At 69.7% G+C, this 14,391-nt stretch carries 14 protein-coding genes; 9 read left to right on the top strand and 5 right to left on the bottom strand.

The genetic code is table 11. The features are described from left to right. Positions 1–58: 58 nt before the first annotated feature. From ACWD4J_RS36320 to ACWD4J_RS36310, 3 genes are all read left to right on the top strand, one after another. Positions 59–1,264, top strand: a complete 1,206-nt coding sequence (locus ACWD4J_RS36320) for an acetyl-CoA C-acetyltransferase (RefSeq protein ID WP_451399782.1) — start codon at positions 59–61, stop codon at positions 1,262–1,264. Positions 1,265–1,318: 54 nt separating this feature from the next. Then, entirely contained in the window at positions 1,319–2,233 is a 915-nt protein-coding gene (locus ACWD4J_RS36315; RefSeq protein WP_451399781.1) for an SDR family oxidoreductase, read from the top strand. Positions 2,234–2,428: 195 nt separating this feature from the next. Next, complete coding sequence (locus tag ACWD4J_RS36310; RefSeq protein WP_451399780.1) at positions 2,429–3,349, top strand: TIGR03619 family F420-dependent LLM class oxidoreductase; 921 nt, start codon at positions 2,429–2,431, stop codon at positions 3,347–3,349. A 62-nt stretch (positions 3,350–3,411) separates the two neighbouring features. Here ACWD4J_RS36310 and ACWD4J_RS36305 read toward each other — a convergent pair whose 3' ends face one another. Beyond that, positions 3,412–4,206: a FadR/GntR family transcriptional regulator gene (locus tag ACWD4J_RS36305; protein ID WP_451399779.1), complete on the bottom strand. Its 795-nt coding sequence runs from the start codon at positions 4,204–4,206 to the stop codon at positions 3,412–3,414. 107 nt (positions 4,207–4,313) lie between these two features. Here ACWD4J_RS36305 and ACWD4J_RS36300 point away from each other — a divergent pair, with 107 nt between their 5' ends. After that, entirely contained in the window at positions 4,314–5,081 is a 768-nt protein-coding gene (locus ACWD4J_RS36300; RefSeq protein ID WP_451399778.1) for an enoyl-CoA hydratase-related protein, read from the top strand. Positions 5,082–5,092: 11 nt separating this feature from the next. Next, positions 5,093–5,881, top strand: a complete 789-nt coding sequence (locus ACWD4J_RS36295; protein WP_451399777.1) for a hypothetical protein — start codon at positions 5,093–5,095, stop codon at positions 5,879–5,881. Between the two features lie 71 nt (positions 5,882–5,952). Here ACWD4J_RS36295 and ACWD4J_RS36290 read toward each other — a convergent pair whose 3' ends face one another. The 4 genes from ACWD4J_RS36290 to ACWD4J_RS36275 form a co-directional block, all read right to left on the bottom strand. Continuing rightward, complete coding sequence (locus ACWD4J_RS36290; protein WP_451399776.1) at positions 5,953–6,792, bottom strand: enoyl-CoA hydratase/isomerase family protein; 840 nt, start codon at positions 6,790–6,792, stop codon at positions 5,953–5,955. A gap of 28 nt (positions 6,793–6,820) precedes the next feature. Then, positions 6,821–7,873, bottom strand: a complete 1,053-nt coding sequence (locus tag ACWD4J_RS36285) for a 2,3-butanediol dehydrogenase (protein WP_451399775.1) — start codon at positions 7,871–7,873, stop codon at positions 6,821–6,823. Positions 7,874–7,988: 115 nt separating this feature from the next. Next, positions 7,989–8,777 carry an SDR family NAD(P)-dependent oxidoreductase gene (locus ACWD4J_RS36280; protein ID WP_451399774.1) on the bottom strand — a complete coding sequence of 263 codons (789 nt, stop codon included), beginning with the start codon at positions 8,775–8,777 and terminating at the stop codon, positions 7,989–7,991. Positions 8,778–8,940: 163 nt separating this feature from the next. After that, positions 8,941–10,176 carry an LLM class flavin-dependent oxidoreductase gene (locus ACWD4J_RS36275; RefSeq protein ID WP_451399773.1) on the bottom strand — a complete coding sequence of 412 codons (1,236 nt, stop codon included), beginning with the start codon at positions 10,174–10,176 and terminating at the stop codon, positions 8,941–8,943. 273 nt (positions 10,177–10,449) lie between these two features. Between ACWD4J_RS36275 and ACWD4J_RS36270 the strand changes: the two genes are divergently transcribed. From ACWD4J_RS36270 to ACWD4J_RS36255, 4 genes are all read left to right on the top strand, one after another. After that, complete coding sequence (locus ACWD4J_RS36270; protein WP_451399772.1) at positions 10,450–11,403, top strand: ABC transporter permease; 954 nt, start codon at positions 10,450–10,452, stop codon at positions 11,401–11,403. Beyond that, entirely contained in the window at positions 11,400–12,302 is a 903-nt protein-coding gene (locus ACWD4J_RS36265; protein ID WP_451399771.1) for an ABC transporter permease, read from the top strand. Before ACWD4J_RS36270 ends, ACWD4J_RS36265 begins: the two co-directional genes overlap by 4 nt. A gap of 95 nt (positions 12,303–12,397) precedes the next feature. After that, on the top strand, positions 12,398–13,966 hold the full coding sequence (locus tag ACWD4J_RS36260) for an ABC transporter substrate-binding protein (RefSeq protein ID WP_451399770.1): 1,569 nt from the start codon (positions 12,398–12,400) through the stop codon (positions 13,964–13,966). Between the two features lie 33 nt (positions 13,967–13,999). Further along, positions 14,000–14,391 (top strand): ATP-binding cassette domain-containing protein (locus ACWD4J_RS36255; RefSeq protein ID WP_451399769.1); only part of this gene is annotated, 392 nt, incomplete at its 3' end.

The following is a 14,391-nucleotide window of genomic DNA, read 5'->3' as shown; positions in this document are numbered from 1 at the left end:
CCACGCGGTGCACCTCCGCCGACTGCTGTGCGGCGCACACGAAGAAGGAGAACCGAACATGTCCTCATTGCGTGAGGCGGTCATCTGCGAGCCCGTACGCACGCCGGTGGGCCGGTACGGGGGCGTCTTCCGGGACGTCCCGGCGGTGGATCTGGCCACCGCTGTGATCCGGGCGGTGATCGCGCGCACTGGACTCGACCCGGCGCGCGTCGACGACGTGCTGCTGGGGCAGTGCTATGCGAACGGCGAGGCGCCGGCCATCGGGCGGGTCGCGGCGCTGGATGCCGGGCTGCCGCTGGAGGTGACCGGCGCGCAGATCGACCGGCGCTGCGGCTCCGGGCTGCAAGCCGTGATGACTGCGGCGATGCAGGTGCAGACCGGGGTGAGCGATGTGGTCCTGGCCGGGGGCGCGGAGAGCATGAGCCAGGCCGAGTTCTACGCGCTCACGCGCTGGGGGGCACAGGGCAGCGTGACCCTGCACGACCGCCTGGCGCGCGGACGCACCACGGCCGGCGGGCGCGAGCATCCGGTGCCCGGGGGGATGCTGGAGACGGCGGAGAACCTGCGGCGCCAGTACGCCATCCCGCGCGAGGAGCAGGACGCGCTGGCGCTGGAGTCGCACCGGCGTGCGGTGGCCGCCCAGCGGGAGGGGCGGTTCGCCCAGGAGATCGTGCCGGTCCAGGTGCGCGGCACGGCCGTGGCGGTCGACGAGCACCCTCGGGCGGACACCAGCCTGGAGCGGCTGGCGGCGCTGCGACCGGTTCGGCTGCGCGAGGACCCGGAAGCGACCGTGACCGCCGGCAACTCCAGTGGTCAGAACGACGGCGCGGCGGTGTGCGTGGTGGCCGAGCGGCAGACCGCCGAGCGGCTGGGGCTGCGGCCGCTGGTGCGCGTGGTGTCGTGGGCGGTGGCGGGCGTGGCGCCGGAGACGATGGGCATCGGTCCGGTGCCCGCCACCGCCAAGGCGCTGGAACGCGCGGGCCTGACGCTGGCGGACATGGACCTGATCGAGCTCAACGAGGCGTTCGCCGCGCAGGTACTGGCCTGTACACGGGAGTGGGGGCTGGGGGAGAAGGACTTCGAGCGGCTGAACGTCAACGGCTCGGGCATCTCCATCGGGCACCCGGTGGGGGCCAGCGGCGGACGCCTGCTGGCCACCCTGCTGCATGAGATGGAGCGCAGGGAGGCCCGTTACGGCCTGGAGACCCTGTGCATCGGGGGCGGCCAGGGCATCGCCGCCGTACTCGAGCGAGTCCCCGACTGACCCTCGGCCCTGGCGAGTCGTCACTGTTCTGGTGTTCAAGGGAGGTGGGGAGAGATGACCGGAATCATGGACGGCCGTGTGGTCGTCATCACCGGTGCGGCCCGTGGGATCGGTCGCGGCCATGCGGTGGAGTTCGCCCGGCAGGGTGCCAAGGTCGTGGTCAACGACCTCGGTGCCAAGGTGGACGGTAGCGGGTCCTCCGACGGACCCGCCGGGGAGGTCGTGGAGGAGATCCGTGCGCTCGGCGGTGAGGCGGTCGCCAACGGTGAGGATGTCTCCGACTTCGACGGTGCCGGGCGCCTGGTGCGTAGCGCGCTCGATGCCTTCGGCGACCTGCATGTCCTGGTCAACAATGCGGGCATCCTGCGTGACCGGATGCTGGTGAACATGTCGGCGGGGGAGTGGGACGCGGTGATCCGCGTGCATCTGCGCGGCACGTTCTCCCCGCTGCGCCAGGCTGCCGCGTACTGGCGGGAGCGTGCCAAGGCCGGCACACCGGTGCAGGCCGCGGTCGTCAATACGACCTCGTCCTCGGGTATCTACGGCAATCCGGGGCAGGGGAACTACGGTGCGGCGAAGGCCGGCATCGCGGCTTTGACGGTCATTGCCGCGCAGGAGCTGGGGCGTTACGGAGTGACGGTCAACGCGGTGGCGCCGGCGGCGCTGACCCGAATGACCGAGAACCTGGCGCGGTGGAGCGGGGAGCTCGCGGAGGATCGGTTCGAGCCGCGCGCCCCGGAGAACATCGCCCCGCTGGTGGTGTGGTTGGGGAGCCTGGAGGCCAGGGGAATCACTGGTCGGGTGTTCAACGTGCGTGGCGGGCACATCAGCGTCGCCGAGGGCTGGCGCGCCGGACCCGGTGTGGACAAGGACGCCCGTTGGGACCCGGCCGAGCTGGGCGGGGTGATCCCGGACCTGGTGGCCAAGGCCGCACCGAACGCCGGTACCGACGGTGTCGCACGGCCGTAGTGACGCGATGCCGCACGGGGGCCTGCAACATGTCGCACACCTCGTGTTGCGCAGGGCCGGCGGTGCCAGCCGACCGCGATATCGCGCTGGGCGCGGAGCCCGGCCGCGACGACTGAACCGGGGCGGCCGTGCGGTGCTGTGAGGCCTGCACTCGTTCGCTGCCGGGACCGAAGCGAAACGGAAGGCAGGAGGAACATGAAACTGGGGTTCGCCATGCCGCACCTCATGCGACTGAAGGCCACATGCCGGCCATGGGAAGCGGCGGTGACGGGCGCGGACCAGACGCGCCTGGCCAAGTGGGCCGAAAAGCTGGGCTACGCCATGATCAGTGTGCCCGAGCACCACATCATCCCGAAGGCCCATGTCGAGCTCTCCGGGCCGCGCTACTTCAGCGCGTATCCGACCATGGCCTATCTGGCCGGGGCCACAGAGAGGATCAGGGTCAACTCATGCATCGCGCTGCTGCCGTTGCAGCACCCCGTGATCACCGCCAAAGCGCTCTCGAGCATCGATCGGCTGTCGAGCGGCCGGGTCACCGTCACGTTCGGGGTCGGCTGGCTGGAGGACGAGTTCAAAGTCCTGGGCGTCCCCTTCCACGAACGCGGAGCGATGAGCGAGGAGTACATTCAGGCGATCATCGAGCTCTGGACGAAGGAGGAACCGGAGTTCGAGGGCAAGTACGTGTCCTTCCGGGACGTCGCGTTCGAACCCAAGCCCTTCCAGAAGCCGCACCCGCCGGTGTGGTTCGGCGGTGACGCCGACGCCGCGCTGAGGCGCATCGCCCGTTACGCATCGGGCTGGTGGCCCTTCCTCACCAAACCCGAGGACATCCCGGCGAGGATCGACTTCATCAAGTCGCAGCCCGACTACAGCGGCAAACTGACCGATGTGTTCTACGCCGTCGGCACCTCACGCGTCGGTGAGGGCCATGTCGTGCACGACGACCCGAGTGCTCGCCCGGGCATGACCAAACAGGAGATCATCGACCGCCTCGGCTGGTTCAAGGAACTGGGTGTCACCATGAGTTCGGTGCCGATCCCCAGCGTCAACCACATCCAGGACTACTGCGACTACACACAATGGGTGGCCGAGGAGATCATGCCCGCCGTTGCGTGACCCGTGCCGCGCGGCACGGGTCACGGAGCGTCATGGGAGCAGGCGGCGGCCCCCTTCGGTGATCAGCCGGCGAGTCGGGATCCACTGACGGTGCTGGCCTTGATGAGGGGCAGGTCCTTGGAGGCGAGCGTGCTGGCGCGGGTGGCGGTCAGGTGGGTACGGGCCAGAGTGACCGCCCGGGTGACATTGCCTGCCTCGATCGCCGCGATGAGCTTCTCGTGGTCGCGGATCGCCGCCCGGCGGGTGGAGGCGGACATCGGCGAACCGGGATCGTAGGTACGACCGTCCCCGGCCACCGCACCCCACACAGACGACTCGTGCGCCGACCAGATCGACTCCAGGGAACCGATCAGCACGATCATCGTCTCGTTGCCGCAGTGCTCGACGAGCTCCTCGTGGAACCGCCGCGCCAGCGGCGAATACCGCCCCGGGTCCTCGAAGGCGGCCTGCTGCGCCTCCACCGCGGTGCGCAGTGGGGGCAGCACCGTGCTCTCCCGGTCGGGCCGGGACGCACACATGCCCGCGCAGACCGGCTCCAGATGCAGCAGCGCGCCGCTGACATCGTCCAGCGAGGTAGCACGGGTCTGCAGCACCATCGAGACCATGTAGGCGATGCGGTCGGCGGTGGGCTCGTGCACCACCGCCCCGCCCACGTTGCCGCGGCGCACCGAGATCAGCCCCTCGGTCTCCAGGATCCGCATCGCCTCCCGAACGGCCGGCAGACTGACCTTGAACTCCGCGTACAGGTCCTCCTGGCGAGGCAGGCTGTCGCCCTCCTTCAACCGCCCGCTCAGGATGTCCTCACGCAGCTTGGCGGCCACCATCTCGGCCAAACGCGGCTGCCGCAGCTGTGGCATGCCATCTCCTCGTCCGCTCAGAGTCTTACGAATCATTTCTATGATAGCTAGCATAGAGGTCGTTCAGGCGAGTGAGACGGCCCACCAGTCACAGGGAGATCCCGTATATGGCGGTACGGCTTGAAGTCGACGACCACGTGGCGGTATTGACCCTTGATGACGCGGGCCGCCGCAATGCGGTCACCGCGGACCTGTCCCGCGCGGTGCGGACAGCCGTCGCACAGATCCGCGGCCGTCCAGAGGTCCGGGCAGTTGTGCTCACGGGTGCCGGCCCTGCCTTCTCCGCCGGAGGGGACGTCGACTCACTCGCCGCTCGCTCCGAACCGCTCTCCGTGTTCAGCGAGGGAGTCGCCGCCCTGGCAGAGCTCACGATCCCGACCGTCGCGGCCGTCAACGGCCCGGCGGTCGGCGCCGGCATGAACTGGGCCCTTGCCTGCGACGTGATCATCGCGGCCCGCTCGGCACGCTTCGACCCCTGCTTCCTGGACATCGGCATCCACCCCGGCGGCGGCCACCTGTGGCGACTGCAGAACCTGGTCGGCCGCCAGGCCACCGCGGCGATGGTGCTCTTCGGCGAGACTCTCGACGGCGAACAGGCCGCCGCCCTCGGTCTGGCCTGGCAGGTGGTCGACGACGACCAGCTGATGCCCGCCGCCCTGCGGCTGGCCCGCCGTGCCGCCGGACGCTCAGGCGAGTTGGTCCGCCGTACCAAGGAGACCCTGGCCGTCTCCACCACGCTCACCGACGCCCGCGCCGCCCTCGATCTGGAAACCGACGCTCAGCGGTGGTCCATGGACCGCCCCGCCTTCGCGGAGGGCGTCGCCCGGCTCCGCCGCCGCCTCCACAAGGAGAGTCGGAAGACGGCGCAGACCTGACAAGGAGTCCCATGAGCACGGTCGGATCCGAAGGCCCTGTCAACGACAAGCTCTACATCCACGAGTTCATCGACATCATCGGCCACAACCGGGCGAACTACATGTACCACATGACCGCCAACTGGAGCCCCATTGCCCAGGAGGAGCGTCATCAGCTCTGTTACGGGGTGTGGGGCATCGTCGGCTCCACCCGCAACTGGCCGTCCACGGTGAACATCTGGGAGGAGGACGGCTTCGACGGGATGGCGGAGTCGTTCCGGCACGAGGTGGGCCGGCCCGGCCTCCAGGACCCCAATCTGGAGAAGTGGTGGGCCCGCGCCGCCGACTTTCGCTCAGGGGGCTACGACCGCCTGCTCGTCCCCGCCCCCTGGACCCGCACCATCGAGCAGCTGTGCGCCGACGGCGTGCGCGGTGAGGCGTACGCCCACGAGATCATCACCACCCCGCCCGGCGGCATACTGGGTCTCCTGGACCGGATCGCCGAAGAGGGCGAGCCGCTCCTCAACGAGTTCGGCTGGGTGCTGGCCGGAGCCTGGGAGACGGCCATGGTCGGCGACAGCGAGGCGATCCTGGTCTGGGCGATCCCGACCTGGGAGCAGTGGTCCGAGGCGGAGAAGGCAGAGCGCGCGGACACCAAGCTCGGCCGCTGGCGCCGTACCTTCCAGTCCGGACTGACCTCCTTCCAGCGGTTCCTGATGGCTGATTCCGAGCTGAACCCGATGCGCCTGGGCCGCCAGCCCAGCCGTACCGACCGGCGGGCCGACTGGCAGGAGGAGCCCGGTCCGCGGCGGAGTGCCTGACGGCCCGGCCGCGCCGGGTGGCGGAAGCGGCGCCACCCCGGTTGGGGGAGCGCCGCATCGGGCCGGTGCGGTCAGCGGCCCTCGAAACGGGGCGGGCGGCGCTCAGCGAAAGCCGCCATGCCCTCGCCGAAGTCCCACGCCCGGGAGGACAGCTCCATCGCGAACGCCTCGCTCTCCAAATGGCCGCGCAACGGCTCCTGCAGCCCGTCGTTGAGCAGCTTCTTGGCCAGACCGAGGGCGACCGTCGGCCCCTCGGCAAGCCGTCGGGCGAGATCCTGCGCGGTTCCGTCGACGTCCTTGTCGTCGACGGCACGGTGCACAAGACCCCACCGCGCTGCGTCCTCGCCGTTGAAGCGTTCGCCGAGCAGCACCAGTTCGCGGGCGCGCACCGGGCCCACCAGCCGCGGCAGCAGCCACGTACCCGCGCTGTCCGGTGTGAAGCCGCGGGTGAGGAAAGGCTCCCAGAGTACGGCGTCCCGCGCGACGACGGTGAAGTCGCATGCCAGGGCGAGGTGCAGCCCCAGGCCGGCGGCCCAGCCGCGCACCGCGCACACCACCGGCAGCTGCAGCTCCATCAGTGCGGGGATGAGGCCGTGGGCCAACGACGGCAGCCGGCGCTGGATCGCGCCAGGCCTCGGACGGGGCCCGCCGCCGCTGTTCCGGGCGACGATGTCGGCGCCGGCACAGAAGTCCGGGCCGCTGGAGTCCAGCAGGACGGCGCGCACCCGCTCATCGTTCTGCGCCTGACCCAGGAGGGCGGTCAAGGCGCGGTTGACGGTGTCGGAGACGGCGTTCTTCTTCTCCGGGCGATCGAGGGTCAGCCGCAGCACCGCCCCTTCGACGCCGACACGGAGCCCGGCGACCTCGCCGTACTCCGGTGCCGGATGCGCCGCGGTCTCGCGGTCGGTCATAGGTCTCTCCCCTTCACAGGCGAGGGCGTCATAGCCCGATGAGGATTTTGACGTGGTGGTCCGGGTGAGCCAGCAGCTCCTCGAAGCCGTCGCGGACGGCGCGCTCCAGGGGTATGCGGTCGCTGACCAGCCCGTCGGGCTGGATCCGGCCGGTGCCGATGGCGGTGAGGACCGAGGGGAAGTCGTCGGCGTCGTACGCCAGGCTGCCGGTGTGCGTGATCTCGGTGACCATCAGCGTGTTCGGGTCGAACTCGTAGGGGCGTCCGGCGGCGACGGTGACAGCTCGGCCGCCCTTGCGCAGACTCGCGATCAAGGCCTGTGCTGCGGGCTTGCCGGCCCCCGAAGCCTCGAACGCCGCGTCGGCCCCACGACCCGCGGTGAGTTCACGCACGCGGGCCACCACATCATGCTCGCCGGGGTGCAGGGCGAGGTCGGCACCGAAGGCCAGCGCCGCCTTCCTGCGCGCCGAGCCTGGTTCGCTGACGACCACGAGCCCGGCGCCCTGGGCCTTGGCGGCGATGAGCACCCCCAGACCTATGGGGCCGGCGCCGACGACCAGGACGCTGTCGCCGGGGCGCAGCGCCGAGCGGCGTACCGCGTGCCAGGCCACCGCGAGCGGCTCGACCAGGGCGCCCGCCTGGGTGGAGGTCCCCTCGGGGAGCGGGTGGAGGCGGTCGGCGGGCAGCACGACGTAGTCCGACATCCCGCCGCCCCAGCCGTTGATGCCGACGAAGCCGCCGACGTCGCACAGGTTCGGCTCGCCGCGGCGGCAGGCCGGACACGTGGCGTCGAACAGCGTCGGCTCGACGGTCACAGCCGTCCCCAGAGGCAGTCCGGCCACGTCGTCGGCCGCGTCCACGACCCGCCCGGCGAACTCGTGCCCCATGGTGTGGGGGCCGGGTTCGTTGGTGATCGGGTGCAGATACGCGGATGGTATCGGCGCGTCGCGAAACAGGTGCAGGTCGCTGCCGCAGATTCCGCACCAGTCGACCTTGACCTTCACGGCCCCGGGCCGCAGTGCGGGCTCGGGTATGTCCTCGAGGCGCAGGTCCCGGGGGCCGTGCAGGCGCAGTGCGCGCATGAGGTGCCTTTCGCTCAGGACGAGCGCCCGTGGCCGAGGACCGCCGGCGCTTGTCGGGGGGACAGGCGGGGTAGCCGGGCACACCCTCCGCGGGGCGCCGTCGTCAGGTGCGGGGTCAGGGGGCCGAGGTGAAGAACGGCCGCAGGTCGGGATTTCCGGTCTGCGACCAGCCGCCGTCCACGACAAGGTCGTGGCCGGTGATGTAGGAGGCGTCGTCACTGGCCAGGAAGAGCGCCGCGGCGGCGATCTCCTCGGGCTGCGCCGGGCGCCGGAAGGGGATCCGCTCCAGGTACAGGTCGCGCATCTCGGGTGTCTCCAGGACCGGTGCGGTCAGAGGCGTGTGCACCATGCCCGGGGAGACGCTGTTGACGCGGATGGAGTGTTCCCCGAGTTCCAGAGCGGCTTGCCGGGAGATCATCACGGTCCCCGCCTTGGCGCTGGCGTAGCCGACGCCGCCGTGCATGGGCAGGCTCGCGTTGAGCGAGGCGATGTTCACGATGGAGCCCGGGGATGCCTGCTGCAGGAACTGGCGGGCCGCGTGCTGGGTGCCGTAGAAGGCGCTGTACATGTTCAGGCGGATGGTGGCGTCCCAGTGCTTGTCGGACACCTCGGTGAACCGGGCGGGACGTTGGCCGCCGGCAGCGTGGAACGCGCAGTCCAGGCGGCCGAAAGCGGAGATGGCCTCGGTGACCAGCCGCTGTGCGTCCTCCTCGAGGGTGGCGTCCATGTGCACGACGCGCGCCTGCGCGCCGTGGCGTTCGAGGATCGCGGGGAGCGCCGCTTCCTGGATGTCGCCGACGACGACGCGTGCCCCCTCGGCCACCAGACGCGCCGTGATGGCCGCGCCGATGCCGCTGGCCCCACCCGAGACCAGGGCCACTTTGTCTGCAAACCGTCGATCCATCGGTACTCCTGTCCTCGATCAGTGGTGCGGGGCAGCGGGTGCGCTGCGGGGCAGCGGGTCCGTGCGCGGCGACGGGTCCGTACGCAGCGACGGGTGCGTGTGGTGCCGACGGGCGCGCGGGACATGGCCGAGTACGGGGCGTGGCGGGTACGGGGGTGCCGGCTCAGGAAGGCGCGGCATGCCCTCGTGGAGTTCGGGCGGACTCGTAGTCCTTGACGGCCTGGCCGATCGCGCCGGCGGTCTGGTCGCGCCAGGTCTGCGAGAGGCTCGTCTGCCACGCCTGTGAGGCGAGCGGGCCTGCGGAGGCGCCCGTGAAATGGGGGATCACCTCACGCGCGATCAGCTCGTAGGAACGCTGCGTGGCCGCCGGGTCCGCGAAGTCGGCGGCCATGAACAGGTAGGTGCCGAAGCCCCCCGACTGCTGCCACAGCTGCTCGATCCTGGCGATGGCCATGTCGGGGGTGCCGCAGATGAAACTGCCCACCGTGTTGCCCTGCTCGATGCGCGCTTCCAGGGGCGCGTCGACGTCGAGCGGCACGGGCAACACCTCGGCCTGGTAGTTCTGGACATCGGCCAGGCCGTAGGCCACCTCGCGGCGGGCCTGCTCCTCGGTCTCGGCGATGTGCATCATGCCCATCAGCCGCCAGTTGCGCCGGTCCATCACCTGCCCGTGCTGCGCGGCGACCTCGGTGGCGATGCTCCAGTGGTCCCCGAGCAGGTCGAAGCCGCGCTTCTGACTGGCTCCGATCGACAGCAGCCCGGTGCCGAAACGTCCGGCAGCCTTCGGGCCTGCGGGCGAGAAGGTGCCCGCGACGGCGACCTCCAGACCCGAGAACTGATAGGGGCGCATCTGCAGTTGGGCGTCCTGCAGGGTGAACCAGTCGGTCTTGCGGGTGACGGGCTCGCCTCCTTCGAGCAGGGCGATGACCGCCTCCAGCGCCTCCTCCATCATCGGGCGCTGGCGGTTGGGGTCGATGCCGAGCATGTGGGCGTCGGAGGCGAGCTGTCCCGGGCCCACCCCGAGCATGACGCGGCCGCGGGTGAGGTGATCGAGCAGCACCATGCGGTCGGCCACGTGCAGGGGATGGTGGTACGGAAGGGATACGACCCCCGTGCCCAGGCGCAGGTGGCGGGTGCGGGCCGCCGCGGCGGCGATGAAGACTTCCGGGGAGGTGCAGATCTCCCAGCCTCCCGAGTGGTGTTCGCCGATCCACGCCTCGTGGTAGCCCAGGCGGTCCAGGTGTTCCAGCAGCGCCAGATCGTGTTCCAGGTTGAGCGTGGGATTGCGTCCGGCCTGGTGGAAGGGCGCGAGGAACACCCCGAACCGCAGCGGCGTACGTCGACCGGAGGCGACGGCGGCGGAGATGGCGGAGATGTCGTGCGGCGAGGCGTGGGTCATCCGGGTACTCCTCCGGCTCGTCGGGAGGTGGCGCAGGCGACTCCGGGCGCTGAACCCCGCCCGGAGTGCCCTCAGGGCCGGTCCGGCCATCCAGGCGTGCACGGCTTATGGACCATCAGGCGCCCACGGCTTACAGTTCTATCATTGATAAGCTAGCTGCTAAAGGCTGATGCAGCGTCGGCTCCCGACAGAAGGATTTCACCATCCCGGCGGTCGGTGATGAGAGCCGAGTGGAGTACCAACAGACCTTCCCCGTCGTTGAGAGCGAGTGCGATGGTGCTTCCTGTTGCGCGACGTATCGGTCGCAGTGTGCTCGTAGTGTTGCTGGTCACCCTGGCAGTGGTGGGGCTGCTGAGTCTGGCGCCCGGTTCGGCGGCATCGGTCATCCTGGGCGAGAACGCGACGCCTGAGGCCGTCGCGGAGCTGAACACGAAGCTGGGCCTGGATCAGCCCTTCTGGTCGCAGTACGCCGACTGGCTGGGCGGTGCGGTGCAGGGAGACCTGGGGACCTCGCCGGTGACGGGCCAGCCGGTGAGTACGGCGATCGCCGAGCGGCTGCCGGTGACGTTGCAACTGGCCGTGATGGCGCTCCTCATCGCGCTGATCGTCGCGGTCCTGCTGGCCGTGGTCTCCGCGGCGCGGCCGGGCAGTGCACTGGACCGGGCGATCAATGCGGTGTCGTCGGTGTGCCTGTCGGTGCCCGCGTTCATTGCCGGGCCGCTGCTGATCTACTTCTTCGCGCTCAAGCTGGGATGGTTCCCGGTGAACGGGTGGTCATGGATCAGCGAAGGCATCGGCCCCAACCTCAAGGGCGCTGTGCTGCCCGCGCGGGCGATCGCGTTGACGGAGATCGCCTCGTTCCACCGTCTGCTGCGGACGGATCTGATCGGGACGCTACGGGAGGACTTCGTCGGGGTCGCCCGGGCGAAGGGCATGAGCGCGGCCTACGTGATGTTCCGGCACGCGCTGCGGCCCTCGTCCTTCTCGCTGATCACGCTGGTCGGCATCAACCTCGGACGGCTGATCGGCGGAACGGTGATCGTGGAGTCCCTGTTCTCGCTGCCAGGCCTGGGGCAGCTGCTGGCGACCTCGATCATCTCCCGGGACGTGGTCATGGTGCAGGGCATCGTGGCGTTCATGGCGGTGGTCTACGTGGTGGTCAACATGGCGGTCGACGTGAGTTACCGGCTGATCGACCCGCGGGTCAGGAAGGCGGCCGGCGCATGACGCAATCGGATGTCGTGGTGGGCCGCGAAGAGAGTGCTCCACACGCTCCGGCGGCAGCGGAGCCGGTCGTCCCCCGAGTGCGCGCGACCCGCTCGGTTCTGGTGTACGTGTCCTACGCCTGGCTGATCGCGGTGATCGTGCTGGCGGCGGTGGCGGATCTGCTGCCGCTGGCGTCGTACGCCACACCCGTCGGTACGCCGCGACAGTCCCCGCAGTGGGGGTCGTGGAATCTGCTGCTGGGCACCGACACCCAGGGCCGGTCGATCCTGTCGCGGTGCATCCACGGGGCGCAGGTCTCGCTACTGGTCGGCACGGTCGCGGGCCTGGTGGGAGCCGCCATCGGCTCGGTCCTGGGCATGCTGGGCGGCTACTTCGGGAAACGGCTCGACTCGGGCGTGCGGCTGCTGGCCGACGCGATGCTGGCTTTTCCGCCGCTCATCCTGCTGCTGGCGCTGTCGTCGATCCTCACCCCGAGCGTACGGACCCTGCTGGTGGGCCTGACGCTAGTGATCATCCCGTCGTTCATCCGGCTGGCGCGGGCGAACACCCTGACGTGGTCGGCGCGGGAGTTCGTCCTGGCGGCGCGGAACATGGGTGCCGGGCACCGGCGGATCCTGGTGAAGGAGATCCTGCCCAATGTGCTGCCCGCACTGGGGGCTTACCTGCCGATCGTGATGGCGGCGTTGATCGTGGCCGAGGGATCGTTGAGCTTCCTGGGGCTGGGCATTCCGCCGCCCACTCCGAGTTGGGGCGGGATGATCTCCGACGGCAAGGACGCGATCGCCGACTCTCCGCACGTGGTGTTCGTCCCGTCGCTGGTCATCTTTCTCACCGTGTTCGCCCTGAACCAGGTCGGAGACCACCTGCGGCACCGGTTCGACCGCACCATGCACGACTGACCGTCTCCCTCCTCCTGGCTGGCCGTTCCGTCCCATCGTTTCTGGCCGGCCGCCGAGTTGCCCGCCATGCACAGAACGCCGATGAGAGGTCAACGATGATCCGAAACAGGCGCTTCCTCACGGTCGCGGCGGCGTGCGCCGCAGTCCTCTTCCTAGGGGCCTGCGGTGGTTCCAACGCCGGCACCTCGTCAGATTCAGCCTCGGGCGGTAAACCGGTGGCCGGTGGTACCGCACGCGTCATCCAGGTTGTCGAGCCCCAGAACCTGGACCCCGCAGTTTTGACCAACGTGTGGGCACTGACCGCGGTCGTGGGCAACGCGCTGTTCGGGACGTTGATGACCAACGACCCCGAGACGGGCAAGCTCAAGTTCACGATGGCCGAGGACTTCTCCAGCAGCGATGGCGGCGCCACGTTCACCCTCAAGCTGCGCCCGGGACTGAAGTTCTCCGACGGCAGCCCACTGGACGTCGAGGCCGTGAAGTTCAACTGGGACCGGATCAAGGCCCCGGCCACCGGGTCGCGCTCGATCCGGGAAGCGGCGGAGATCGCCTCGACCAAGGCCGTGGACGCCACCACGCTCAAGGTCACGCTGGTCCGGCCCAACCCGCACTACCCCCAGGCCGTGCCGTCCTCCTCGCTGAACTGGATCGCGTCGCCGAAGGCGCTGAAGGCCGGCCGGCAGGCGTTCGACGCGAAGCCGGTCGGCGCGGGCCCCTTCACGCTGAAGAAGTGGACCCGCCAGAACAGCATCGAGCTCGTGAAGAACCCCGGTTACTGGGACGCCCCCAAGCCCTACCTCGAGGGCCTCACCATCCGTACTGCCCCCGACTCCGGCCAGCGGCTCAACACCATGATGAGCGGTGGCGCCGACGTGGCGATGGAGTCGAGCTGGGCGACCGTGGACAAGGCCGAGGACGCGGGCCTGTTGACCTACAGCCCGTCGCTGAGCGGCGGACAGTACCTCTCCATGAACATGCGCAAGGCGCCGTTCGACGACGTGCGGGCGCGCAAGGCCATTGCCGCGGCAATCGACTTCGACGCGTACAACCTGGCGGTGAGCGAGGGGAAGGCGGAGAGCGTGCGGACGCTGTTCACCAAGTCGTCACCGTTCTACTCCGACACGGAGCTGCAGAAGACGGACAAGGCCACCGCGCAGAAGCTGTTCGACGAGCTGGCCGCCGAGGGCAAGCCGGTGTCCTTCACCTTCACAGCCACGGCCACCGCGCATAACAAGGCCACCGCGGAGAACATCCAGGCCCAACTCAGCGCGTTCAAGAATGTCGACGTCAAGGTCAAGATAGTCGACTCCGCGACATATCTCGGCCTGTACGCGCGCCACGACTTCGACATGATGGTCGAGGGCGGTTTCTTCGGGGACCCGGAGCCGCGGCTGTGGGGGGCCCTCGCAGGCAGTTCGGCCGGCAACTACTCCGGAGTCGACGACAAGGAGCTGAACGCGGCTTTGGACGCCGGCCGGACGGGAAAGACGACCGCGGAGCGCAAGGCGGCATACCAGAAGGTGCAGGAGCGACTGGCCGAACTGACCCCGATCATCTTCACCTACCGGACCGCGGCAACCACCATCACGAGCAAGAAGGTGCACGGCGTCGTGCAGTACGGCCTGGGCTCGCTCCTGCCCGAGGAACTGTGGATCCAGAAGTAGTCGGCACCGCCGGATGAGAGGACGCGGCAGACCATGAGTACTCAGCCCGTTCTGCAGGTGCGGAATCTGCGCGCCTACATCGGCACCCCCCGGGGCGTCGTACGCGCGGTGGATGACGTGTCCCTGGACGTCGATCACGCACAAGCGCTGGGAGTGGTGGGGGAGTCCGGATCCGGCAAGTCGGTGACGGCCCGGGCGATCATGGGTCTGCTGCCGCCGCGCTCGGGTTGCTCGGGGGAGGTGGTCTTCCAGGGCCGGGACCTTCTCTCCCTCTCCCGTAAGGAGAAGGCGGAGATCTGGGGCAAGCAGATCGCCATGGTGTTCCAGGATCCCGGCCGCTCCCTCAACCCGGTGGTGCGGGTCGAGCGCCAGCTGACCGAAGGGATGCGCCGGCTGCTGGGAATCGGCCGCTCCGAGGCCCGCGG

It is taken from the genome of Streptomyces sp. NPDC002577 (assembly GCF_053594815.1).
This window is presented reverse-complemented; position numbering and strand designations above follow the sequence as displayed.

Bases quoted from the DNA above. Each gene is read 5' to 3' on its own strand.
- ACWD4J_RS36280 (WP_451399774.1), bottom strand. From the start codon at position 8,777: ATGGATCGACGGTTTGCAGACAAAGTGGCCCTGGTCTCGGGTGGGGCC.
- ACWD4J_RS36265 (WP_451399771.1), top strand. From the start codon at position 11,400: ATGACGCAATCGGATGTCGTGGTGGGCCGCGAAGAGAGTGCTCCACAC.
- ACWD4J_RS36260 (WP_451399770.1), top strand. From the start codon at position 12,398: ATGATCCGAAACAGGCGCTTCCTCACGGTCGCGGCGGCGTGCGCCGCA.
- ACWD4J_RS36295 (WP_451399777.1), top strand. From the start codon at position 5,093: ATGAGCACGGTCGGATCCGAAGGCCCTGTCAACGACAAGCTCTACATC.
- ACWD4J_RS36300 (WP_451399778.1), top strand. From the start codon at position 4,314: ATGGCGGTACGGCTTGAAGTCGACGACCACGTGGCGGTATTGACCCTT.
- ACWD4J_RS36305 (WP_451399779.1), bottom strand. From the start codon at position 4,206: ATGCCACAGCTGCGGCAGCCGCGTTTGGCCGAGATGGTGGCCGCCAAG.
- ACWD4J_RS36320 (WP_451399782.1), top strand. From the start codon at position 59: ATGTCCTCATTGCGTGAGGCGGTCATCTGCGAGCCCGTACGCACGCCG.
- ACWD4J_RS36310 (WP_451399780.1), top strand. From the start codon at position 2,429: ATGAAACTGGGGTTCGCCATGCCGCACCTCATGCGACTGAAGGCCACA.
- ACWD4J_RS36315 (WP_451399781.1), top strand. From the start codon at position 1,319: ATGACCGGAATCATGGACGGCCGTGTGGTCGTCATCACCGGTGCGGCC.
- ACWD4J_RS36285 (WP_451399775.1), bottom strand. From the start codon at position 7,873: ATGCGCGCACTGCGCCTGCACGGCCCCCGGGACCTGCGCCTCGAGGAC.
- ACWD4J_RS36275 (WP_451399773.1), bottom strand. From the start codon at position 10,176: ATGACCCACGCCTCGCCGCACGACATCTCCGCCATCTCCGCCGCCGTC.
- ACWD4J_RS36270 (WP_451399772.1), top strand. From the start codon at position 10,450: ATGGTGCTTCCTGTTGCGCGACGTATCGGTCGCAGTGTGCTCGTAGTG.
- ACWD4J_RS36290 (WP_451399776.1), bottom strand. From the start codon at position 6,792: ATGACCGACCGCGAGACCGCGGCGCATCCGGCACCGGAGTACGGCGAG.